The organism is Bradyrhizobium manausense (assembly GCF_018131105.1).
Classification (GTDB): domain Bacteria; phylum Pseudomonadota; class Alphaproteobacteria; order Rhizobiales; family Xanthobacteraceae; genus Bradyrhizobium; species Bradyrhizobium manausense_B.
The window spans coordinates 3,211,713-3,233,726 of record NZ_JAFCJI010000001.1 but is presented as its reverse complement, the minus strand read 5'-3'; the positions used below and the strand labels follow the sequence as shown (position 1 = coordinate 3,233,726).

The window sequence follows — 22,014 nt, the reverse complement described above, 5'->3', positions numbered from 1 at the left end:
CATCATCAACACGGATACGCGCCATGAACTTCGATTTCTCTGACGACCAGAAGCAGCTCCGCGATCAGGCGCGCAAGTTTCTTGCTGAGAAGTGCTCGCCCAAGGCGGTGCGCGTCGTACTCGACGGCAAGGCGCCCTATGACAAGGATCTCTGGAAGGGCCTCGCCGAGATGGGCTTTCTCGGCGTCGCAATCCCCGAGGAATTCGGCGGCGCGGGCGCTGGTCATCTCGAGCTTTGCGTGATCGCGGAGGAGATGGGTCGGGCCAATGCGCCGGTGCCGTTCTCTTCGACCGTCTATCTCGCCGCCGAAGCGCTGCTGATCGCCGGCGGCGACGCACAGAAGAAGAAGTGGCTGCCCGCGATCGCCTCGGGCGAGGCGATCGGCACGCTGGCGCTGTTCGAGGGCAAGGGCAATCCGGCGCCGAAGAATGTCAAGCTGACGGCCGCGAATGGCGTGCTCAACGGCGTCAAGAAGCCGGTGGCCGATGGCGCCATCGCGGACTTCGCGGTGGTCGCCGCGCGCACGGGATCGAGTGGACGCGACAGCGACGTCTCGCTGTTCCTGGTCGACCTCAAGGCGGGTGGCATCGAGGTGAAGAGCCTCACCAATCTCGATCCGACGCGCGGGCAGGCCGAGATCACATTCAAGGATGTGAAAGCCGAGCCGCTCGGTGCGGCCGGCGAGGGCTGGAGCATTTTGACCCAGGTGCTCGACCGCGCCGCGGTGCTGTGCGCCTTCGAGCAGGTTGGGGGTTCGGACCGCGCGCTGGAGATGGGCCGCGACTACGCGCTCGACCGTATCGCCTTCGGCCGTCAGATCGGCTCGTTCCAGGCGATCAAGCACATGCTGGCCGACATGTATGTGTCGGCGACGCTGGCGCGCTCCAACAGCTATTACGGCGCCTGGGCGCTCTCGACCAATGCCGGCGAATTGCCGGAAGCCGCCGCCGCCGCGCGCATCAGCGCAACGCAGGCGTTTCAGCATTGCGCCAAGAACAACATCCAGGTCCACGGCGGCATGGGTTTCACCTGGGAGTTCGACTGCCACATGTACTACCGCCGCGCCAACGCGATGGCGCTCGGGCTCGGCAGCCTGTCCTATTGGGAAGACCAGCTGATCGACCGCATGCGCAAGAAGAACGCAGCGTAAGCGAAGGGCACGAATATGAACTTCGACGATACCCCGCAGGAAGCCGAATTCCGCGCCACAGCGCGCGCCTGGATCGGCGCCAACGCGCCCAAGCAATATGAGGATGAGCTGCGCAAATCCTCGCTGGGCCGCACCGCGCTCAAGAACGCCAACATTCTCGACGTGGCAAAAGCCTGGCAGAAGAAGAAGGCCGATGCCGGCTGGGCCTGCCTGCACTGGCCGAAGGAATATGGCGGCCGCGGATCGTCGCCGATCGAGCGCGTGATCTGGCAGCAGGAAGAGGGGCCGTTCGGCCAGCTCTCCCGCATGTTCATCATCGGACACGGCATGTGCGGCCCGACCATGATGGCGTTCGCACGCGAGGAGCATAAGCGTGCTTATCTTCCGCCGCTCGCATCCGGCGAAAAGGTGTGGTGCCAGCTGTTCTCCGAACCGGCCGGCGGCTCCGACGTCGCCGGCCTGCGCACGCGCGCCGAGAAGGACGGCGACGACTGGGTCATCAACGGCCAGAAGATCTGGACCTCGGGCGCGCATTATTCGGACTACGGCATTTTGCTCACCCGCACCGATCCGACCGTGCCCAAGCACAAGGGCCTCACCATGTTCTTCCTGGACATGAAGAGCCCGGGCGTCGAGGTGCGGCCGATCAAGCAGGCGAGCGGCGCCTCCGACTTCAACGAAGTCTATTTCACCAATGTCCGCATTCCCGATCATCAGCGTCTCGGCGAGGTCGGTGACGGCTGGAACGTGTCGCTCACCACGCTGATGAACGAGCGCAGTGCGATCGGTGCGGCCGTCTCAACCGGTTTTCCGGAGCTGTTCGAGTATTGCGCCAGCCTGATGCTCGACGACGGTCCGGCGATCGAGGATCGCGCGGTGCGCTCGAAGCTGGCGAACTGGGCGGCGAAGGCGAGCGGGCTGAAATACACCAGCATGCGCGCGATCTCGGCACTGTCGAAGGGCGAGCGGCCAGGACCGGAGAATTCCATCGGCAAGCTGGTGGCGGGCTCGATGATCCAGGACGTTGCGACCTACGCGCTGGACTTGCAAGGGGCGAGCGGCGTGGTCAGCGGCGAGGAGGCCGAGCTCGCCGGGCGTTTCCAGGCGATGCTGCTGCGCGCGCCCGGCACCCGTGTCGAGGGCGGCACTGACGAGATCATGCGCAACATCATCGCCGAGCGGGTGCTGGGTCTGCCCGGCGATATCCGTGTCGACAAGGACGTGCCGTTCAACAAGATTCCGACCAAGGGAAGAGGGTAGAGGTTCGCCATGAATTTCGACGACACCCCGCAGGAAGCCGCGTTTCGCGAGACCGCGCGCAAATGGGTCGCCGCCAACGCGCCCAAGGAGTTCGAGCAGGAGCTGTCAAAGTCTTCGCTCGGCCGCATCCGGCTTGCCAAACATGACATGGTCGAGGTCGGCAAGGCCTGGCAGAAGAAGAAGGCCGAAGGCGGCTGGGCCTGCCTGCATTGGCCGAAGGAATATGGCGGCCGCGGCGCCACGCCGATCGAGCGCGTGATCTGGCAGCAGGAAGAGGGCGTCTATGGCAAGCTGACGCAGCCATTCCAGATCGGCGAGGGCATGTGCGGCCCGACCGTGATGGCCTGGGGCAGCGAAGACGCGAAGCGCCGCTATCTGCCGAAGCTGGCTGCGGGCGAGGAGATCTGGTGCCAGCTGTTCTCCGAGCCATCTGCGGGTTCGGACGTCGCCGGCCTGCGCACGCGCGCGGAGAAGAAGGGCGACAATTGGGTCGTCAACGGCCAGAAGATCTGGACCTCGGGCGCGCACTACTCCGACTACGGCCTGTTGATTGCGCGCACCGACCCGAACGTACCAAAACACAAGGGCCTCACCATGTTCTTCCTGGACATGAAGAGCCCGGGCGTCGAGGTGCGGCCGATCAGGCAGGCCAATGGCATGCAGGAGTTCAACGAGGTCTATTTCACCGACGTCGTGATCCCGGACAGCCAGCGGCTCGGGGCCGTCGGCGAAGGTTGGAGCGTGTCGCTGACCACGTTGATGAACGAGCGCATGTCGATCGGTGCGCGGCTTGCGACCGGCGTGCCTGAACTGTTCGAGTTCTGCTCGAACCTGATGCTGGAGGACGGGCTCGCGATCGACGATCCTGCCGTGCGATCGAAACTCGCGAGCTGGGCGGTGAAATCGAGCGGGCTGAAATACACCAGCTACCGTGCTATCTCGGCGCTGTCGAAGGGCGAGCGGCCGGGGCCTGAGAATTCGATCGGCAAGCTGGTCTCGGGTATGATGCTGCAGGACATCGCGACCTATGCGATGGACCTCCAGGGCGCGGCCGGTGTTCTCACAGGCAGCGACGAGGAAACGGTGCACGGTCAGTTCCAGCAGATGCTGCTGTCCTCACCCTCGATGCGCATCGCCGGCGGCACCGACGAGATCCTGCGCAACATCATCGCCGAGCGCGTGCTGGGTCTGCCGGGCGACATCCGGGTCGACAAGGACGTGCCGTACAACAAGATCCCGACCAAGGGTAGATAAGAGATCCTGTGTCCCGGACGCGGTGCGGCGCCTAGTGCCGCTCCGCAAAGTCGGGGCCCAGAGGCCACAATGCCCCGGCTTTGCGGCGCTCACCATAGCGCGTCGAAGACGTGCGTAAACGCACTTATGGTGCTGCGGCGCGCCCGGGGCACGAAAGCGAGCTGATCCATGGACGCAAAAGTAAACCAGAACGACCGCATCGGCGTACTCGAAGAGCTCCTCAACGAGCGCTATTCGGTCCGCGCCTTCCTGCCGAAAGAAGTCGATCGCGCCACTATAGAGCATGTGCTGACTACCGCGCAGCGCACGGCGTCCTGGTGCAACAGCCAGCCCTGGCAGGTCATCATCGCCAGCGGCGAGGCCAAGGAGCGCTTTCGTCAGCTGATCTACAAGGAGGCGTCGGGCGGTCTCGGCGACGACTATGATTTCACGCCGCCCCGTGAATATGTCGGCGTCTACCTCGATCGCCGCCGCGAGAGCGGCTTTCAGCTCTACAACACGCTCGGCATTATCAGGGGCGACAAGACGGCCTACGCCAAGCAGGCGCTGGAGAACTACAATTTCTTCGGCGCGCCGCATGTGGCGATCATTCACACCAATGAACCGCTCGGCATTTACGGCGCGATCGACTGCGGTGCTTATGTCTCGAATTTCATGCTCGCCGCCCAGGCGCTCGGGCTCGGCACGATTCCGCAGGCCGCGCTGGCGCGGCATTCCGGCCTGATCCGGCGCCACTTCAATCTGGCCGAGGACCGCCGCGTCGTCTGCGGCATCTCGTTCGGTTATGCCGACGTCGCGCACAAGGTCAACAGCTACCGCACCTCGCGGGCGTCCGTCGCTGACACGGTCACGTTCGTCGAGAAATGATCCAGCGGAAATAGCCTGCCTGTACGCACGCAAAGGCGACCGCACGGACGGCCGCCTTCACAGCTGTCGCCTTCAATCGATTGACGCTATCCGCCGCTGCCGCCGATCACGGCGCGCACGGTCTCGTCGGGCCCGAAGTCCTCGGCGCCGTCGACATATAGCAGTGCGGCGAGCTTCGAGCGCGCGCGATTGACGCGGCTCTTGATGGTGCCGACCGCACAGCCGCAGATCGAGGCCGCATCCTCATAGGAGAAGCCGGAGGCGCCGACCAGGATCAACGCTTCGCGCTGGTCCTGCGGAAGTTTCTCCAGGGCGCCGCGAAATTCCTCGAACTCGAGATGGGCGTTCTGCGAGGGCTGCGTCTTCAGCGTCTTGGCATAGTTACCCTCGGCGTCCTCGACCTCGCGCCGCCGCTTGCGATAGTCGGAGCGGAACAGGTTGCGCAGGATCGTGAACAGCCATGCCGGCAGGTTGGAGCCGGGCTGGAACGAGTCGATATTTGCGAGCGCGCGCAACAGCGTCTCTTGCACCAAATCGTCGGCGCGGTCCGCATTGCCGCTGAGCGAGATCGCGAACGCGCGAAGGCTTGGCACGGCCGCGAGGATGTCGTCACGCAGGGAGTTCGTGAGAGGCATTAATCCCTCCCATTGTTGTCGTTGGAGCCCCCAGCCCCATTCTCGTGTTGGGATCCTCCCGGCGCATCAAGTTTTTTGATGAGCTCCGCGAACCGGTCCGGGACCCCCTGCCGCACGACGTCGTCGTACATGGCGCGCAGTTGGTGCCCGATCCGGGATTGGATCTCCGGAGTTAGGCCTCCCTTGCCGGGGGTCGTGCTTTTGCTGGCTTGAGACTTGAGATCTTTCATGACCTGTTCCACGTTTCCCCGAGTTAAGTGACTGCAAAATCGAGAAGTTTTCTCAACCGGGAGCCGTTCCCTGGACGAGTTCAATTCGAGGTACGACAAAAAGTTCCCCCCTTCGCGGAACTTTTCTTGGCCTGAGGCGTAAACAGCCCAGCAGGGGAACCCGGGCCCCCCGCGTTGCAAGGTTGGCCCGAAGATGAATGGAGTGGGGATGTCCCGTTCACAGCTCGTTGCTGAACACTTGCCGTTGTTGCGCCGGTATGCGCGCGCCCTGACGGGCAGCCAGGCCTCCGGTGACGCCTATGTCGCAGCCATGTTGGAAGCCATGCTGGGGGATCCGTCGGTGCTCGACGAGAGCCATGGGCCGCGCGCCGGCCTGTTCCGGCTGTTCACCCAGATCTGGAATTCGGTCTCGGTCAATGACGATGCCGAGGTGGCAACGCTGCCGATGCCGCCGGAACGGCGGCTCTCCAACATCACGCCGCTGCCGCGGCAGGCCTTCCTGCTGCTCTCGCTCGAAGGATTTTCGGAAGAGGAAGTCGCCTATATCCTCGCGACCGATGTCGCCGAGACGCGGCGGCTCGCCGATGCTGCCGGCCGGGAGATGGCAGCCGAAATCGCCACCGACGTGCTGATCATCGAGGACGAGACCTTCATCGCCATGGATCTCGAAAGCCTGGTGAAAAATCTCGGCCATAATGTTGTCGGCGTCGCACGCACCCATGCCGATGCGGTGGCACTGGCCAAGAACAAGCGGCCGGGCCTCATCCTCGCCGACATCCAGCTTGCCGACGGCTCGTCAGGCCTGGATGCCGTCAACGAGTTGCTCCGCACCTTCGAGGTGCCGGTGGTGTTCATTACCGCCTATCCGGAGCGCTTCCTCACCGGCGAACGCCCCGAGCCGGCCTTCCTGATCTCAAAGCCGTTTCAGCCCGCAATGGTCTCGGCAGTGGCGAGCCAGGCGCTGTTCTTCCAGCGCAACTCGCGCAACCGCACGCCCAAGGCGCCCGCGGCTTAGCAAGGTGCCGGCTGCGTAAGGGCAACGGCCCGCCATTGGCTATGACGATCCGATCCGGCGTGTCGCAAGGCACGCCGGATTTTTCGCGCCCGCTTGACGGGCGTCGCGTTCGCCGCCCATACCTCGCGCATCGCCCCCATTTGGAGACGTGCCCATGGACCAGCAGCTGCTCGACCGCCTCGCCATCCGCGACCTCGTCGAGAACTGGGCGGTGTGGCGCGATGCCGGTGACTGGGAGCGGTTCGCGACCGTCTGGCATGAAGAAGGCTTGATGTCCGCCACCTGGTTTCAGGGGTCGGCGCGGGATTTCATGCGGGTCAGCCAGGAGGGCTTTGCCAAGGGCGTGCGCATCCTGCATTTCCTCGGCGGCATCAGCATCGATCTCGCAGGCGCGCGGGCGATCGCGCAAACCAAGATGACGATCTCGCAGCGGGCCCCGGTGCATGACGTGCTCTGCGACGTCGTCTGCACCGGGCGCTTCTACGATTTCCTGGAGAAGCGGAAAGGCCTGTGGGGCATCGTCCGCCGCCAGCCGATCTACGAGAAGGATCGGATCGACCCGGTTGATCCCGCCGCGACACTTCGCCTCGACCAGCAGGCGCTGGCCGCGCTACCCGAAGGCTACCGCCACCTTGGCTACATGCAGGAATTGATCGGCTACAAGGTCAAGCGCGACATGCCGGGCCTGATCGGCCCTGAAGTCGAAAAGCTCTATGGCGAGGGGCGAGAGTGGCTCGCCGGCAAGGCGAAGTGAACGCCAGAAAAAAGTAAGGCGCGACTGGCATCACCACAGTCGCGCCCTACGTCGCCGGCTTATGGGGCAGGGGGGAATAGCCGGCTGTTGAGACGACTCGCAGGCGCCAGAGTCGTTCCAGGTCGTTGCAAAATTTTTTGTGCGCCCTGGCGTGAATTCCGCACACGGTTAAGTGATCTTAACATGCCGGAAACTCCGGTCCGCCCCTTGCGTTGTTCCTGCGATCGCCATGGGGCGAGGGACCGACAGCCATGCCACAGATTCAAAAGGTATTTCTTGGTGCCATCGCACTCGCCGCGACGCTTGGCGCCGTTCAGGTCGGCGCCGTGCAGCTGGCTTCCGGCCACGATCTCGCCGATCGCTGGGAAGCGGTCGCCAGTCAGCCGGGCCAAACCTCTGGCCGCAGTGTCGCGGGTCATGGCGTCGCAAGTCATAACGTCAATCGCGCCGCCAAGTCCGACCGCCAGGCCGGCCTGAAGCCATCAGCAGTTCCCACCCGCACCGTATCGATGCGGCTGAACGACCTGCCCGATACGTCGGTGCTGCTCCGCGTGCCGGCCGCCATCGAGACCGGTAACGCCAAGCCGGCTCCGACGCTGCTCAAGCCCGGCCGCAAGCCGACGATTGCCTGCGAGCCGATGGTCAGCTCGCTGACCGAAGTCGCAAAACTGCTCCAGCCCGGCCGCTGTGTGACCTGATCGGCGTCGGCCTCTGGCAAAACCGCTCTCCTTCGTGGAGAGCGATTTTGCGTGTGCACTTGATCCCCTCTCCCATCGCGTTATATCCCGGCTTTCTCCATTTCCGATTGACCGGGTAAACGCATGACGACGTCCGATACGGCCACGCATACGCAGCCTTTCCAGGCTGAGGTTTCCGAACTGCTGCACCTGATGGTGCATTCCGTCTATTCGGAGACTGATATTTTCCAGCGCGAACTCGTCTCCAACGCCTCCGATGCCTGCGACAAGTTGCGCTATGAGGCGATCGCCAATCCCGCCCTGCTGGGCGAGGGCGACGCGCTCAAGATTCGGATCATCCCGAACAAGATCGGGGGAACGCTTGCCATCGCCGACAACGGCATCGGCATGGAGCGGCAAGAGCTGATCGACCATCTCGGCACCATCGCCCGCTCCGGCACCAAGGCCTTCGTGTCGAAGCTGAAGGAGGCCAAGGACGGCCTCGGATTGATCGGCCAGTTCGGCGTCGGCTTCTATTCCGCGTTCATGGTTGCCGACAAGATCGTCGTCATCAGTCGCCGCGCCGGCGAAAGCGACGTCTGGACCTGGACGTCATCAGGCGGCTCCGGCTTCGAGATCGCGCGTGCCAGCGACGAAGAAGCGGCCCGCGTCACGCGCGGCACCGAGATCGTCCTGCACCTGAAGGACGACGCCAGGAAGTATCTCGAAACATACGAGATCGAGCGCATCATCAGCGCCTATTCCGACAATATCCTGTTCCCGATCGAGCTGGTGCCGGAAGAAGGCGAGCCGCGCCAGATCAACTCGGCAAGCGCGCTGTGGCAGCGCTCCAAATCCGAGCTGACGGCGGAAGACTACAAGAAGGCCTATCAGCAGATCGCGTCCGCCTTCGACGACCCCGCAATGACGCTGCACTACCGCGCGGAGGGGCGTTATTCCTACGCTGTGCTGCTGTTCGCGCCCTCGACGACGCCGTTCGACCTCTTCGAGCCGAACCGCAAGGGCCGCGTCAAGCTCTATGTCCGCCGCGTTTTCATCACTGATGATGCCGACCTTCTTCCGGGTTATCTCCGCTTCATTCGCGGCGTCGTCGACAGCGAGGATCTTCCGCTCAACATCTCGCGCGAGATGCTGCAGAACAACCCGCAGCTGGCGCAGATCCGCAAGGCCGTGGCGACCCGCGTCGTCAACGAACTCGAAAGTCTCGCCGAGAAGGACGCAGAAAATTTCGCCAAGATCTGGAACGCCTTCGGCGCGGTGCTGAAAGAGGGCATCTACGAGGATTTCGAGCGGCGCGAAAAGCTGCTCGCGCTGTCGCGCTTCACCACCACGACCGGTGAGAAGCGCGCGCTCAAGGACGTCGTCGCCGATTTCAAGCCGAACCAGACCGAGATCTATTATCTCGTCGGCGACAGCATCGAGCGGCTGAAGTCCAGTCCGCGGCTGGAAGCCGCGTCCGCGCGCGGCATCGAAGTGCTGCTGCTGTCCGACCCGGTCGATGCGTTCTGGACCTCGATGCCGATGGAGTTCGAGGGCAAGCCACTGAAGTCGCTGAGCCAGGGCGACCTCAATCTCGACCTGATCCCGCGCGTCGACGAGAAGGACGAGGCGAAGAAGGACGAGCCTCAGGCGGACGAGGCCGCCACCATCGCAGTGATCAAGTCCGCGCTCGGCGAACGCGTCAGCGACGTCAAGGCCTCGACCCGCCTGACGAGTTCGGCGTCCTGCCTCGTCGCCGACAGCCAGGGGCCGAGCCGCGAGCTCGAGCGCATCCTGGCGCAGCAAAACCGCGGCATGCGTACCAAGCCGATCCTGGAGATCAACCTGCGCCATCCCATGGTTACGGCGATCACGAGGGCCCAGGCCGGCTCCGACACGGTCGACGACCTCAGCCTGCTCCTGCTCGAACAGGCGCAGATCCTGGATGGCGAGCTGCCGGAAGATCCGGCCGCGTTTGCCGCGCGGCTGAACCGGCTGGTGTTGCAGAGCCTGGGCTGACGGTCTGCTGTCATTGCGAGGAGCGAAGCGACGAAGCAATCCAGATATGTTTCCGCGGCAACAGTCTGGATTGCTTCGCTGCGCTTGCAATGACGGATATAGTGGTCGTCCCACCTACTCCGCCGCATCCTTCCGCTCCTCGCGCTCTTCTTCCGCCTCCGGCTTCCTCTCCATCCAGCGTGACAGCGTGTTGGAGAGGCGGTCGAGGTAGAGGTAGACGACGGGGGTCGTGAACAAGGTCAGCGCCTGGCTGACCACGAGGCCGCCGACCATGGCGTAGCCGAGCGGTTGGCGGATCTCGGCGCCGGTGCCGGTGCCGAGCATCAGGGGAACGCCGCCGAGCAGCGCCGCCATCGTCGTCATCATGATCGGCCGGAAGCGCAGCAGCGCGGCCTGGCGAATCGATTGTTCCGGCGTCAGATGCTGCTCGCGCTCGGCGGCGATGGCGAAATCCACCATCATGATGCCGTTCTTCTTGACGATGCCGATAAGAAGGATGACCCCGATGAGGGCGATCAGGCTGAAGTCGAAGCCGAAGATCATCAGGATCGCGATTGCGCCGACGCCGGCCGACGGCAGCGTGGACAGGATGGTCAGTGGGTGGATATAGCTTTCGTAGAGCACCCCGAGCACCAGATAGACCACGACGAGTGCGGCGAGGATCAGCATCGGCACGGTGCCGAGCGATTGCTGGAAGGCCTGTGCGGTCCCCTGAAAGCTCATGGACAGCGTCGGCGGCGCGCCCATCTCGCTGACCGCCTGCATCACGGACGCGGTTGCCTGTCCGAGCGCGATACCCTCGGCCAGGTTGAAGCTGATCGTCACCGCCGGAAACTGGCTCTGATGCGCGATCGCAAGCGGCCGCACCGGCTCGTTGTTCCAGCTACAGATGACCGAGAGCGGGACCTCGTCGCCGGTCAGCGGTGACTTGATGTAGAGCTTGTTGAGCGTGTCGAGCTTGCCTTGCAGCGCCGGCGTGATCTCGAGCACCACGTGATAGCTGTTGGTCTGCGTGAAATATTGCGCCACCTGGCGCTGCCCGAAGGCGTCGTAGAGCGTGTCGTCGATCAGCTGTGGCTGGATGCCGTAGCGCGCGGCCGTGTCGCGATTGATTGTCAGCTGCACCGTGGTGCCTTCGGTCTGCTGGTCGGTGGCGACGTCGCGCAACTCCGGCAGGCCTCTCATCTCCGTCAGGATCTTCGGCGCCCAGGCATTCAGCTCGGCAAGATTGGCGTCCTGGAGCGTGAACTCGAACTGGGTGCGGGTGGCGCGACCGCCCAGCCGCACGTCCTGCGAAGCCTGCATATAGAGCCGTGCGCCCTCGACCTTGGCGAGCTGCGGTCGCAACCGTGCGATGATCTGTTGCGCATTGGCATCGCGCTCCCCGATCGGCTTCAGCGTGACATACATGCGCCCCGAGTTCAGCGCCGTGCCGCCTCCGCCGATGAACATGGCGATGGAATCGACGGCCGGATCTGCCTGGACGATGGCATTGAGTTCCTCCTGTCGCCGCTTCATCTCAGTGAAGGAGATGTCCTGAGGCATCTCCGACACTGCGGTGAGGAACCCGTTGTCCTGCTGCGGGAAGAAGCCCTTTGGGATCAGGATGAACAGCAGCGCCGATAGTGCGACGGTGGCGAAGAAAACGCAGAGCGTGATGAGGCTGTGCCGCAGCGCGAGGTCGAGCCCGCGTTCATAGGCGGCGAGCAGTCGCTCGAACAGTCGCTCGCTCCATTGGTAGAAACGACCGTGGCGGGCCTCGTGGTCGGAACGCAGGAAGCGCGAGGCCATCATCGGCGTCAGGCTCAGCGACACCACCAGCGAGACGAAGATCGCCATCGACAGCGTCACCGCAAATTCGCGGAACAGCCGGCCGATGATGCCGCCCATCAGCAGCAGCGGGATCAGCACGGCGACGAGCGAAATGCTGATTGAGACGATGGTGAAGCCGATTTCGGCCGCGCCCTTGTAGGCAGCGGCAACAGGGTTTTCGCCCCGCTCGACATAGCGCGTGATGTTCTCCAGCATCACGATGGCGTCGTCGACCACGAAGCCGACCGCGATGGTCAGCGCCATCAGCGACAGATTGTCGAGGGAGTAGCCGAACACCCACATCAGCGAGCAGGCCCCTAGCAGCGCCAGCGGCACGGTGATGCTCGGGATGATCGTGGCCCAGAAGCTGCGCAGGAAGACGAAGATCACCATCACCACCAGCACGATCGTGATCATGAGGGTGATCTGCACGTCGTCGACGGCGGCGCGGATGGTGATGGTGCGGTCGCTGATGATCTTGATGCGGATGGCCGGCGGGATTGCCGCGATCAGCCGCGGCAGCCTCTGCTTGATGCGGTCGACCGTCTCGATCACGTTGGCGCCGGGCTGCTTGAAGATGACCAGGAACACGCCGCGCTTGCCGTCGGCCCAGGCGGCGGTCTTCATGTCCTCCGGTCCTGACACCGCCTCGCCGATATCGCGAATCCGCAAGGGTGCGCCGTTGCGATAGGCGATGATCACATCCTGCCACTGCGCAGCCTCGAGCAGCTGGTCATTGGCGTAGACGGTATAGGCACGCCGCGTGCCGTCGATGTTGCCCTTCGGGCTGTCCGTGGTCGCGATCGCGATCTGGCTGCGCACGTCCTCCAGCGACAGGCCCTTGGCGACCAGCTTGGCCGGGTCGACCTGGATGCGCACCGAGGGCTTCTGCTGTCCGCCGACGAACACCTGCGCGACGCCGGGAATCTGGCTGATCTGCTGCGCAAGCTGGGCGTCGGTACGGTCACTGACGGTGGTCAGCGGCAGCGTCTCGGAGGTCGCCGACAGGATCATGATCGGCGAATCCGCCGGGTTGACCTTCCTGTAGGTCGGCGGCGAGGGCAGGTTCTTCGGCAATTGACCGCCGGCGGCGTTGATCGCAGCCTGCACGTCGTTTGCGGCGGCGTCGATCAGGCGATTGAGCGCGAACTGGATGGTGATCGAGGCAGAGCCGAGCGAGCTCGTCGAGGTCATCTGTGTAATGCCGGGGATTTGCGCAAGCTGGCGCTCCAGCGGCTGCGCCACCGAGGACGCCATGGTTTCGGGGCTGCCGCCGGGCAGCGACGCGGAGACCTGGATCGTCGGAAAGTCGACCTGCGGCAGCGGCGCAACCGGCAGCAGGGGATAGGCCACGAGGCCTACGAACAGGATGCCAGCCATCAGCAGCGAGGTGCCGATCGGATAGCGGATAAAAGGAGACGAAATGCTCTCTTGCATGCCCTGAGCCCACGGACCGGCCAGCGCATCTTGTCCCCGCGCAGAGCGGAGCCGCGCTCGAGAGCCCGAGCGCGCATGTGCGTTTCCTTCAGCCCATATGTTTGTTGATTGCCCTGGGACGTCATCGTTCCGGGGCCGGCGTTGTCATCGGAAGACTAGTCCGTTCGTCCTTGCCTGCGAATGGTTTCCTGCGCCGGGGGTGTGCGACCTTTGTCGAAGAATTGGTGTCGCGAGATATGCGTTTCGTGCAGGCCGGATACGGCGCGCCTTCGCGGTTTCAGGTCGTTGCGGCGTCGTGTCAGATCGTTTTTTGCTGCGTTTCACAAGCGGGAGAGGTATGAATAGCAACGATCGCTTCTTCCGCGCGGCTGTGCCATATCGAAATGGCATAACGCCTGTCGTTGCTACCGATTCGAGGAAATGTCCGATGCGCCTGCCTCTCCTGGCCCTCACAGCCATTGCCACGCTGTTCGTCGCGGCAGATGCCAGCGCCCAGACCTACGATCCGCGCTACCCGGTGTGCATGCACGTCTACTCGGGCGGTGGGCACAGCGGTGGGGGTGGCAGCTGGTTCGATTGCTCCTTTACGTCGCTGCCGCAATGCCGCGCCTCGGCGTCAGGCCGCGCAGCCAGCTGCGACGTCAATCCGTACTACGCATTCGATGAGCCGCAGCGGCCGCGCAAGCGTTACAAGCAGGCGTACTGACGGGAAGCGGCCAGCGCTCATCGCTCGACTGCCGCCAGTCGATTAGCCGCGCGCGCCCGAGGATGGCGGGGCTTGGTTCACCGCCGTGTTGATCGCCCCTGTCAATTGCCAGGTCATCTGGTCCGTGGTCCAGTCGCTTGCGTGAAGTCTGGAGTCATCGCCCGGGTCGACCAGCCGGTCGAATGAAATCCGGGCGATGTCATGCCAACCCTTCATCAGCTCGAAGCGGCGAAAGACATTGACGCCCTTTTTATGGGCGATGTCGCTGATCGCCTCGACCATGGCGTGAGTCGCGCCGGCCTTGGCTGGTGTCAGCACGGCCGGCACGTATTGCAGGTCCATCAGGATCACATCGATCTTCTTGGTACCGAGCAGCAGGTCCACGCCATCTCGGATGGCCTTCGTGGTTTCTTCGAACGAGGGCGGATGCTGATCGGCGGGTTGCCAGACTGAATTGGTGCCGACCTGCCAGATCACGAGATCGGGATCCAGTCTAAAGACGTCGTTGTCGAACCGCCTGAGCTCCAGCGGAGCTTCCTCGCCGCTGACGCCCCTGTTGATTACATCGATCGCAGCGTTCGGGAATGGCGCGCGGAATTGGTTGCGAAGATCCGCCAGCAGGCGTTGCGGATACGGTGCGATGCCGCCTTCGCCGGCGGTGGTCGACGAGCCGATCGCGACCACCTTGACGGGTCCTCCGCCTCTCAGGCGGTCGGCAAGATGGGTCAGCGGTTGCTCGAAAGGCGTTGCCTGAACCGGAATCCGTGAGAGGTCGAGAGCCACAACGCATCTCCCTTGTCATAACCAGGACAACGCAAGGTAGAACAAAGGATAGCCGGTTCGGCAGAAAGTGCCAGTCTCGTGGGTTGGCCGTGGTCAGATAGCGACGCGCACAGCGCGCCGGTATGACTGGAATTGCTATGGCAAGAATGGTGCGAGGCCGCACGTTCCCGCCGGTTTGGTAAAGGATGATTGCAGTTAATCGAGACCTAACCGGGTTTTACCTTGTCTCTTAACGCCTGGGCAGGACGCGCGGGATAAGCTGCCGGGACCAAGCAGATACCGTCCGAAAGAATGAACGGCATGACCACCGGCGTCATCGAGCAAACGAAAGCCGCGCGCGCGCCCTCGGCCTCAAAGATCTGGCTGAAGGCGATTGAGCTGACCGCACGGATCGAGATGCTGCCGGGCCGCCTGTTCGCGGACGTCGTCGACGACTGGGCGCGGCGCCAGCCCGACCGCATCGCGCTGCTCATGGACGACGCCATGCTCGACTATGACGGCCTGTCGAAGCGCATCAACCGCTATGCGCGCTGGGCCCGCTCGGTTGGCGTCGTCAAGGGTGACACCGTTGCTCTGATCATGCCGAACGGCATCGATTATGTCGCAGCCTGGCTCGGCATCAGCCGCGTCGGTGGCGTGGTGGCGCTGATCAATACCAGGCTCATCGGGAAATCTCTCGCGCATTGCGTCGACGTCGCAAGACCCTCGCATATCATCGTTGCCCACGAGCTTGCGGAAGCACTGGAGAGCGCTGCGCCGCATCTGAAGACAGACGCCAAGATATGGACGCTCGGCGATGCGCGCAGCGAGCGCGCGATCGACGTTGCGCTTGCAGCACTTGATGATGGCCCGCTGTCGCCGGATGAACGCGGCGACGTCACCATCGACGACCGCGCGCTGCTGATTTACACGTCAGGCACGACAGGCCTGCCGAAAGCCGCCAGCATCAGCCATCGCCGCATCCTCAACTGGGGTTTTTGGTTCGCCGGTCTCACCGGCGCGACGCCGCAGGATCGGCTCTACGATAGCCTGCCGCTGTTTCACTCGGTCGGCGGCATTGTCGCGCCGTGCAGTATGCTGGCCGCCGGCGGCTCCGTCGTGATCGCGGAGAAGTTTTCGGCGTCGAACTTCTGGCCCGACATCGTACGGCACGACTGCACGCTGTTTCAATATATCGGCGAGCTCTGCCGCTATCTGCTCAAGGCGGCGCCGTCGGAATACGAAAACCGCCATCGCTTGCGGCTAGTCTGCGGCAACGGCCTACGCGGCGACATCTGGGAAGACTTCCAGGGTCGCTTCGCCATTCCCCGCATTCTCGAATTCTACGCGGCGACGGAAGGCAATTTCTCGCTGTTCAACGTCGAGGGGCAGCCCGGTGCGATCGGCCGCATCCCGCCGTTGCTCGCGCATCGCTTTCCCGCAGGCCTCATCAAGCTCGATCCCGACAGCGGCGCGCCGCTGCGTAACGACAGTGGCTTTTGCATCGCCTGCACCCGCGGTGAGGCCGGTGAGGCCATCGGTCGGATCGGCAAGGCCGACGAGGGCGGCGGTCGCTTCGAGGGCTATACCGATGCGGTTGAGACCGAGAAGAAGGTCCTGCGCGACGTCTTCGCCAAGGGCGATGCCTGGTTCCGTACCGGCGATCTGATGCGGCTCGATGACAAGGGCTTCTTCCACTTCGTCGATCGCATCGGCGATACCTTCCGCTGGAAGGGCGAGAACGTCGCGACGTCCGAGGTCAACGATGCCGTGCGCGACTTCACCGGGGTGGTCGACGCCACCACCTATGGCGTCAGCATCCCCGGAACTGACGGCCGCGCCGGCATGAGCGCGATCGTCGTGAACGAAGGTTTTGATATCGAAGCGCTGCCAGGCCACCTTGCGCAGCGCCTTCCGGTCTATGCCCGCCCCGTCTTTATCCGGATCTCGCGCGAGCTCGATGCGACCGAGACGTTCAAGCAGAAGAAGGGGGAACTCGCGCGTGAAGGCTTCGATCCGGGCGCGGTGGTAGATCCGATGTTCATGCTGGAGCCGAAATCCGGCGCCTATGTCGCGCTTGATTCCGGTGCGTTTGCGCAAATCGTGGACGGTACGATCAGGCTGTAGCCGCAGTGAAATCGGCAGATAGGTCCAATTTTATCTGAATTGTCCAAGAGGCCATTTACTTCTGTCGGGTAAACAGACGGGCATGGGAGGCGGTCTTCGAGAGCCGCCGCAAGAAACACGATTGATTAACTAAGCAAGAGGCGAGAAAGCCATGTCGGTAAGGTCCAAAGTCATCGAAGCGATCCAGCAGATCGCCAAAGAGCAGCACGTCACGCTTCCCGCCCTCTCGGACGACCTGTCCCTGCACGAGACGGGCTTTGACTCGCTCGCCTTCGCGATCCTGGTCGCGCGTCTCGAGGACGAGACCGGCGTCGATCCGTTCACCATTTCCGAGGACGCAGCGTTCCCCGCCACCGTGGGCGATTTCGTGCGAGCCTACGAAAATGTCCCCGCGTGAGATCTTCGCGCTCCGTGACCATCTCGGCGCGGAGCTGAAAGGCAGAACGATCTCGGATCCGCAGGATGTCGTGTCGATGACCGACATCCTGTCGCAGACCGTGCTCGGCGGCCGCCTGCGCGAGCTCTCCGGCCGTGCCGTCTTGTTAAAGCTGTCGGACCAGCTCCGGTCCGGCCTTGCCATGATCGAGCTCGACGGCATCGCCTGCCGCATGCTGCTGTGTCCGCCCGATCTCAATCCGGCGCATCTCGATGCATTGATCGCCGATGCCGGGATCGATGCCGTCGTCACCGACGAGCCCCATCGCTGGGCCGAGACCGGTGTGTCGCTGGTCATTACCGCACAATTGCCGCTTCAAGCCACGGCGCCCGCCAAGACCGAGCGCGCCACGGAATGGCTGATGCTCACTTCGGGCACGTCGGGCGTGCCGAAAATCGTCGGTCACACGCTGGAAGCGCTCACCGGCGCCATCGTCGCCGAAGGTCCTGCAAAGGGACCCGCGCCGGTCTGGGCCACGTTCTACGACATTCGCCGCTATGGCGGCCTGCAGATATTCCTCCGCGCCATCCTCTCCGGCGGCTCGATGGTGCTGTCGGACCCGCACGAAGCGCTTCCCGATCATGTCGCGCGGTTGAACGCGCGCGGCGTCTCGCATATCTCCGGCACGCCCTCGCACTGGCGCAAGCTCCTGATGAGCGGTTCGGCTGCCCGATTCGCGCCTGGATACGTTCGTCTCTCCGGCGAGATCGCCGACCAGGCGGTGCTCGACGGCCTCAAGGCTGCATTCCCCAATTCCTCCGTCGGCCATGCCTATGCCTCGACCGAAGCCGGCGTCGGCTTCGCCGTCAATGACGGGCTCGAAGGTTTTCCGGCCAACTATCTCGGCAACCGCAACGGCGTCGAGATGAAGGTCGTCGACGGCTCGCTGCGCATCCGCTCGACTCGGACCGCGCACGCCTATGTCGGCCGCAATGCGGCGGCGCTCACCGATGGCGACGGGTTTGTCGACAGCGGCGACATCGTCGAATTGCGCGGCGACCGCTATTATTTCGTCGGCCGTCGCGGCGGCATCATCAATATCGGCGGCTTGAAGGTTCATCCCGAGGAGATCGAGGCGGCGATCAACCGCCACCCTGATGTGCGGATGTCGCGGGCGAAGTCGCGGAAGAGCCCGATCACCGGCGGCATCGTCGTCGCCGATGTGATCCTTGCAGATGGCACCGACCAGGCGCGCGCGAAGGAGATCCGCGATCAGATCCTGGATCAGTGCCGCGCGCAGCTCGCCTCGCACAAGGTGCCGGCGGTGATCCGCTTCGTCGAGGCGCTCGACGTCACCCCGGCCGGCAAACTGGCGCGTACCGATGCATAATGTCCTCGTCACCGGCGGCAGCCGCGGCATCGGTCTCGCGATCGGCAGGCGCCTGGTCGGCGCCGGCTACAACGTGATTGCGGCCGCGCGACGCGAGAGCGACGAGCTCAAGGCTGCGATCGCGGAGTCGGAAGGTCGTCTGCATTTCCGCGCCTGCGACCTCGCGGTGATCGATGCGATCCCCGCTTTCGCAAAACTCGTCCGCGATGAGTTTGGCCCGACCTATGGCCTCATCAACAATGCCGGCCTCGGTACCGAGGGCCTGCTCGCGACCATGCACAATTCGGAGATCGAGGCGCTGGTGCAGCTTAATGTGCTGTCTCCGATCATCCTCACCAAATATGTCGCGCGCCAGATGATGGCGGATGGTGCCGGCCGCATCATCAACATCTCCTCGATCATTGCGACGACCGGTTATAACGGCCTCTCGGTCTATGGCGCGACCAAGGCTGCCGCCACCGGCTTCACCCGCTCGCTGGCGCGTGAAGTCGGCAAGCTCGGCATCACCGTGAACGCGATTGCGCCCGGCTTCATCGACACCGAGCTGACGCACAATCTCTCTGACGACGCCCGCAGGCGCATCGCCGGCCGCAGCGCGCTGCGCCGCTTGCCGGAGACCGATGACGTCGCGCGCATGGTGGAATACCTGCTCGGCGAGGGCGGTCGCAACGTCACCGGCACGGTTTTCACGATCGACGCCGGGAATACGGCGTAACGGGACCTCGGCCGTCGCAATGGGTCGATCCGGCGCATAGCATCGAACCGGATTTGGTCGTAAGATGCCTCGTCATTGATTGATTATGTCAATTGAACTGCCCTAAACGACAGGGAGCAGTCTATGGCCACTCCTCATGCGACCGTTGCAAGTCAGGGCCGGACACCTGCGGAGCCATCGCCTGCGAGGCTGGACGATGCGCGCTGCCCGCCGATGTCGCATCAAAATTCCGGCAGCCACGGCCACGAAATGTATCCGCAGCAATTCGTGCGCCTGATCGGCTGTCATGTCACGCCGTCACCCGCATTGCGCAAGCGCCAGGACGAGAAGCTGCATTAGCGTCGCATCCCGCTATCGCTGACGAACGGCGCCGGGCGAGGCCGCTCCGGCATCTTGTTGTTGTCGTCCATTTCAGCCAATGATGCGCCGTTGGTCGGGAAAGCCGGAAGGTGAACCCCGATCGATCCCGCCCCGTATCTGTTCTCGTGCAAACTTGACCGGCTTCCTGCGATGACAGCCGAATCCTTCTACGGCAGCATCCCTGTCTTCCGCGGCTTCACCCGGCTGATGGAGCCAAAGCTCTATTCGCCGCTGCCGGAAGACTGGAGCGTCGGCGTCGCCGACATCGTCGATTCCACCAAGGCGATCGCAGCGCAGCGCTACAAGGCCGTCAACATGGCCGGAGCCGCCGTGATCGCAGCGGTGACGAATGCGCTGGAGGGACGCGAATTCCCTTTCGTGTTCGGCGGCGACGGCGCGAGTTTTGCGGTCGCACCCGGCGACCTCGATGCTGCGCGCGACGCGTTGGCCGCGACCGCGACCTGGGTGCGGGAAGACCTCGATCTGAAGATGCGCGTTGCGCTGGTGCCGATGAGTGCCATAAGGGCGCAACGTCTCGATGTGCGCGTCGCGCGCTTCGGTCCGTCGGCCAATCTGTCCTATGCGATGTTCTCCGGCGGCGGGCTCGCCTTCGCTGACGCCGCGATGAAGCGCGGCGAGTTCGCCGTTGCGGAAGCGCCGTCAGGGGCTCAGCCCGATCTCTCGGGTTTGTCCTGTCGCTTCGAGGTGATGCCGGCTTCGCGCGGGCTGATCCTGTCGGTGCTGGTGATGCCGGCCGCCGGCACCGATCCGCTCGCGTTCCGCAAGGTGATCGAGGACATCATCCATCTTGTTGAGCGCAGTCCGGACGCGGGGCGTCCGGTGCCGCCGCAGGGACCGCCGTTGAAATGGCCGCCGCAAGGGCTAGACTATGAGGCGCGGGCGATCCGTGGCGGCTCGTTGTTTAGGCGCCGCGTCGGCCTGCTCGCTTACACGTTCTTCGCCTATGTCCTGATGCGCTTCGACATCAAGGCCGGCGGCTTCCTGCCAAAGGTCTACAAGCGCCAGGTGGTCGAGAATTCCGACTTCCGCAAATATGACGACGGCCTGCGCATGATCCTCGACTGCACGCCGGAACTCGAGCGAGCGCTGAGCGATCGTCTCGTCGCCGCTGCGCGCGACGGCGTCGTACGCTACGGCCTTTATCCGCAGGATGCCGCGATGATGACCTGCTTCACGCCCTCGGCGCTGCGCAGCGATCACGTGCACTTCATCGACGGCGCACGCGGCGGCTACGCCTCGGCGGCAACGGCGCTGAAGGCGATGGCGGCGGCCGCGCCCTAGCGGCCCGCCCGTGTCCAGGTCTCGCCGCCGCAGAGCGCGCCGACGCAACCCTCGACCCGTAAGGTCTCTGCGCCCGTTGCGGTGACGCTGCTTGCATAGGTGCTGCCGTCATCGGCATTGTAGATCTGGCCCGACCATTTGTTCGGGCCTGCGGGCTGCATGCCGGAGAATAGCGGCAAGCCGATCATCGGACGCCTGGCGAGCGCGGGATTGGGATTCTTGCTGTCGGTCGCGGGCTGGCCGGTCGCGGTGTCCATGGGCTCGCGCAGCCAGACGATATGGCCGCAGATGCCGCCGCCACATTTGCTGATTTTCACACGCGCATCGCCGGCCTGAGTGAGCCAGGTCCCGCTCGCGTCGGCGCTTTGCGCGTGCGCGGCCGTCGCGCCGGACAGCGCAGCGAAGAAGACGACGAGAACGGCGAATCTGCGGGACATGGAAGGGCCTCGGAATGGAGGGCGTCTCCATAGCAGCAAATCAGAATCGTGCAACGCCTGATGGAATCACATTCCTGCGCTCATTTGCCCCAGCAACGCCTTCACCAGGGAAGGCCGCACAGGTCGATCGTGCCGAGCGTCGGCGCCCGGACGATGTGGAAGACGTAGGGCGCCAGGTGGGTGAAGTGGATCCGCCCCTCCGGTTGCTCGCAATAGACCTCGCCTTTGAAGGGCAGCCAGCTGCGGGTCTCGTAGAACGAGAAATTGTGTGGCTCGCAGAAGAGCAACGCGAAGCGAACGGCCTCGTTGGCGCGCATGGTATGCACGGCCGCGTCGATTGCCACCGTCGCATAACCGCGGCCGCGCCGATCTTCGCGCGTGCAAACGCCGCCGATGCCGCCGACATGCACCTTCTGCCCGTTCCAGGTGATGGTGCGGAAGTAGATGCCGACATGGCAGACGAGGCCGTCCTCGGGCGTCTCGATCAGCACGCGCAGATCGGCATTTGCCCATTTGAGATGCCCCCAGGGCTTGTCCGCGATCATCTGCGGTCCCCAGACGGCCTGATGCAGCGGCTCCGCGATCCGCCACGAGGCGTCGCCGTTCAGAATGTCGATTTCGATGCTCATGGCGGTCGCGGATTTGTTGCGGGGCGGTAGGGAGATCGGTGATCTCTATCACAGACGTCGCTCAGTTGCCGGGATACAGGTGAATGGTATGCTTCCCCC

At 63.9% G+C, this 22,014-nt stretch carries 21 protein-coding genes; 15 read left to right on the top strand and 6 right to left on the bottom strand.

What is annotated here, in order from left to right:
• Positions 1 to 23 precede the first annotated feature (23 nt).
• The 4 genes from JQ631_RS15470 to JQ631_RS15455 all read left to right on the top strand — a co-directional run bounded on the left by JQ631_RS15470 (position 24) and on the right by JQ631_RS15455 (position 4,532).
• A complete protein-coding gene (locus JQ631_RS15470) occupies positions 24 to 1,151 on the top strand; it encodes an acyl-CoA dehydrogenase family protein (protein WP_212327381.1) in 1,128 nt (375 codons plus the stop codon).
• A gap of 15 nt (positions 1,152 to 1,166) precedes the next feature.
• Positions 1,167 to 2,411 carry an acyl-CoA dehydrogenase gene (locus JQ631_RS15465; protein WP_212327379.1) on the top strand — a complete coding sequence of 415 codons (1,245 nt, stop codon included), beginning with the start codon at positions 1,167 to 1,169 and terminating at the stop codon, positions 2,409 to 2,411.
• A gap of 9 nt (positions 2,412 to 2,420) precedes the next feature.
• Positions 2,421 to 3,665, top strand: a complete 1,245-nt coding sequence (locus JQ631_RS15460; protein WP_212327377.1) for an acyl-CoA dehydrogenase — start codon at positions 2,421 to 2,423, stop codon at positions 3,663 to 3,665.
• Between the two features lie 168 nt (positions 3,666 to 3,833).
• Positions 3,834 to 4,532: a nitroreductase gene (locus JQ631_RS15455; RefSeq protein WP_212327375.1), complete on the top strand. Its 699-nt coding sequence runs from the start codon at positions 3,834 to 3,836 to the stop codon at positions 4,530 to 4,532.
• A gap of 86 nt (positions 4,533 to 4,618) precedes the next feature.
• Here the strand turns inward: JQ631_RS15455 and JQ631_RS15450 are convergent, their stop codons facing one another.
• Both JQ631_RS15450 and JQ631_RS15445 read right to left on the bottom strand, forming a co-directional pair.
• Positions 4,619 to 5,167: a sigma-70 family RNA polymerase sigma factor gene (locus tag JQ631_RS15450; protein ID WP_084292346.1), complete on the bottom strand. Its 549-nt coding sequence runs from the start codon at positions 5,165 to 5,167 to the stop codon at positions 4,619 to 4,621.
• Entirely contained in the window at positions 5,167 to 5,397 is a 231-nt protein-coding gene (locus tag JQ631_RS15445) for a NepR family anti-sigma factor (protein ID WP_212327373.1), read from the bottom strand. Before JQ631_RS15445 ends, JQ631_RS15450 begins: the two co-directional genes overlap by 1 nt.
• A 208-nt stretch (positions 5,398 to 5,605) precedes the next feature.
• On the opposite strand from JQ631_RS15445, the gene JQ631_RS15440 reads away from it, so the two are divergent.
• The 4 genes from JQ631_RS15440 (at position 5,606) to htpG (ending at position 9,862) form a co-directional block, all read left to right on the top strand.
• Positions 5,606 to 6,412 (top strand): response regulator, encoded by an 807-nt coding sequence (locus tag JQ631_RS15440; RefSeq protein ID WP_187434896.1) that lies wholly within the window; start codon positions 5,606 to 5,608, stop codon positions 6,410 to 6,412.
• 154 nt (positions 6,413 to 6,566) lie between these two features.
• Positions 6,567 to 7,166, top strand: a complete 600-nt coding sequence (locus JQ631_RS15435; protein ID WP_212327372.1) for a nuclear transport factor 2 family protein — start codon at positions 6,567 to 6,569, stop codon at positions 7,164 to 7,166.
• Between the two features lie 251 nt (positions 7,167 to 7,417).
• A complete protein-coding gene (locus tag JQ631_RS15430) occupies positions 7,418 to 7,864 on the top strand; it encodes a hypothetical protein (protein ID WP_212327371.1) in 447 nt (148 codons plus the stop codon).
• Between the two features lie 123 nt (positions 7,865 to 7,987).
• A complete protein-coding gene (htpG, locus tag JQ631_RS15425) occupies positions 7,988 to 9,862 on the top strand; it encodes a molecular chaperone HtpG (RefSeq protein ID WP_212327370.1) in 1,875 nt (624 codons plus the stop codon).
• A 114-nt stretch (positions 9,863 to 9,976) separates the two neighbouring features.
• Here the strand turns inward: htpG and JQ631_RS15420 are convergent, their stop codons facing one another.
• Positions 9,977 to 13,111, bottom strand: a complete 3,135-nt coding sequence (locus tag JQ631_RS15420; RefSeq protein WP_212327369.1) for an efflux RND transporter permease subunit — start codon at positions 13,109 to 13,111, stop codon at positions 9,977 to 9,979.
• Positions 13,112 to 13,538: 427 nt separating this feature from the next.
• On the opposite strand from JQ631_RS15420, the gene JQ631_RS15415 reads away from it, so the two are divergent.
• Positions 13,539 to 13,817 carry a DUF3551 domain-containing protein gene (locus tag JQ631_RS15415; RefSeq protein WP_212327368.1) on the top strand — a complete coding sequence of 93 codons (279 nt, stop codon included), beginning with the start codon at positions 13,539 to 13,541 and terminating at the stop codon, positions 13,815 to 13,817.
• Between the two features lie 42 nt (positions 13,818 to 13,859).
• Here the strand turns inward: JQ631_RS15415 and JQ631_RS15410 are convergent, their stop codons facing one another.
• Complete coding sequence (locus tag JQ631_RS15410; RefSeq protein ID WP_212327367.1) at positions 13,860 to 14,600, bottom strand: SGNH/GDSL hydrolase family protein; 741 nt, start codon at positions 14,598 to 14,600, stop codon at positions 13,860 to 13,862.
• Positions 14,601 to 14,891: 291 nt separating this feature from the next.
• On the opposite strand from JQ631_RS15410, the gene JQ631_RS15405 reads away from it, so the two are divergent.
• From JQ631_RS15405 to JQ631_RS15380, 6 genes are all read left to right on the top strand, one after another.
• On the top strand, positions 14,892 to 16,706 hold the full coding sequence (locus JQ631_RS15405; RefSeq protein WP_212327366.1) for a long-chain-acyl-CoA synthetase: 1,815 nt from the start codon (positions 14,892 to 14,894) through the stop codon (positions 16,704 to 16,706).
• 151 nt (positions 16,707 to 16,857) lie between these two features.
• Entirely contained in the window at positions 16,858 to 17,103 is a 246-nt protein-coding gene (locus JQ631_RS15400) for an acyl carrier protein (protein WP_015688794.1), read from the top strand.
• On the top strand, positions 17,090 to 18,472 hold the full coding sequence (locus tag JQ631_RS15395; protein ID WP_212327364.1) for a class I adenylate-forming enzyme family protein: 1,383 nt from the start codon (positions 17,090 to 17,092) through the stop codon (positions 18,470 to 18,472). The genes JQ631_RS15400 and JQ631_RS15395 overlap by 14 nt, the downstream gene beginning before the upstream one ends.
• Positions 18,465 to 19,187, top strand: coding sequence for an SDR family NAD(P)-dependent oxidoreductase (locus JQ631_RS15390; protein ID WP_212327363.1), 723 nt, complete (start codon positions 18,465 to 18,467; stop codon positions 19,185 to 19,187). The genes JQ631_RS15395 and JQ631_RS15390 overlap by 8 nt, the downstream gene beginning before the upstream one ends.
• Before the next feature lie 213 nt (positions 19,188 to 19,400).
• The gene (locus JQ631_RS32635; RefSeq protein WP_433995507.1) at positions 19,401 to 19,526 is read left to right on the top strand and encodes a hypothetical protein; all 126 of its coding nucleotides are present in this window, start codon (positions 19,401 to 19,403) and stop codon (positions 19,524 to 19,526) included.
• A 171-nt stretch (positions 19,527 to 19,697) separates the two neighbouring features.
• Positions 19,698 to 20,849, top strand: a complete 1,152-nt coding sequence (locus tag JQ631_RS15380; protein ID WP_212327361.1) for a DUF3095 domain-containing protein — start codon at positions 19,698 to 19,700, stop codon at positions 20,847 to 20,849.
• Here the strand turns inward: JQ631_RS15380 and JQ631_RS15375 are convergent.
• Entirely contained in the window at positions 20,846 to 21,286 is a 441-nt protein-coding gene (locus JQ631_RS15375; RefSeq protein WP_212327360.1) for a DUF2147 domain-containing protein, read from the bottom strand. The genes JQ631_RS15380 and JQ631_RS15375 overlap by 4 nt on opposite strands.
• A 101-nt stretch (positions 21,287 to 21,387) precedes the next feature.
• Positions 21,388 to 21,915: a GNAT family N-acetyltransferase gene (locus JQ631_RS15370; protein ID WP_212327359.1), complete on the bottom strand. Its 528-nt coding sequence runs from the start codon at positions 21,913 to 21,915 to the stop codon at positions 21,388 to 21,390.
• Positions 21,916 to 22,014 lie beyond the last annotated feature (99 nt).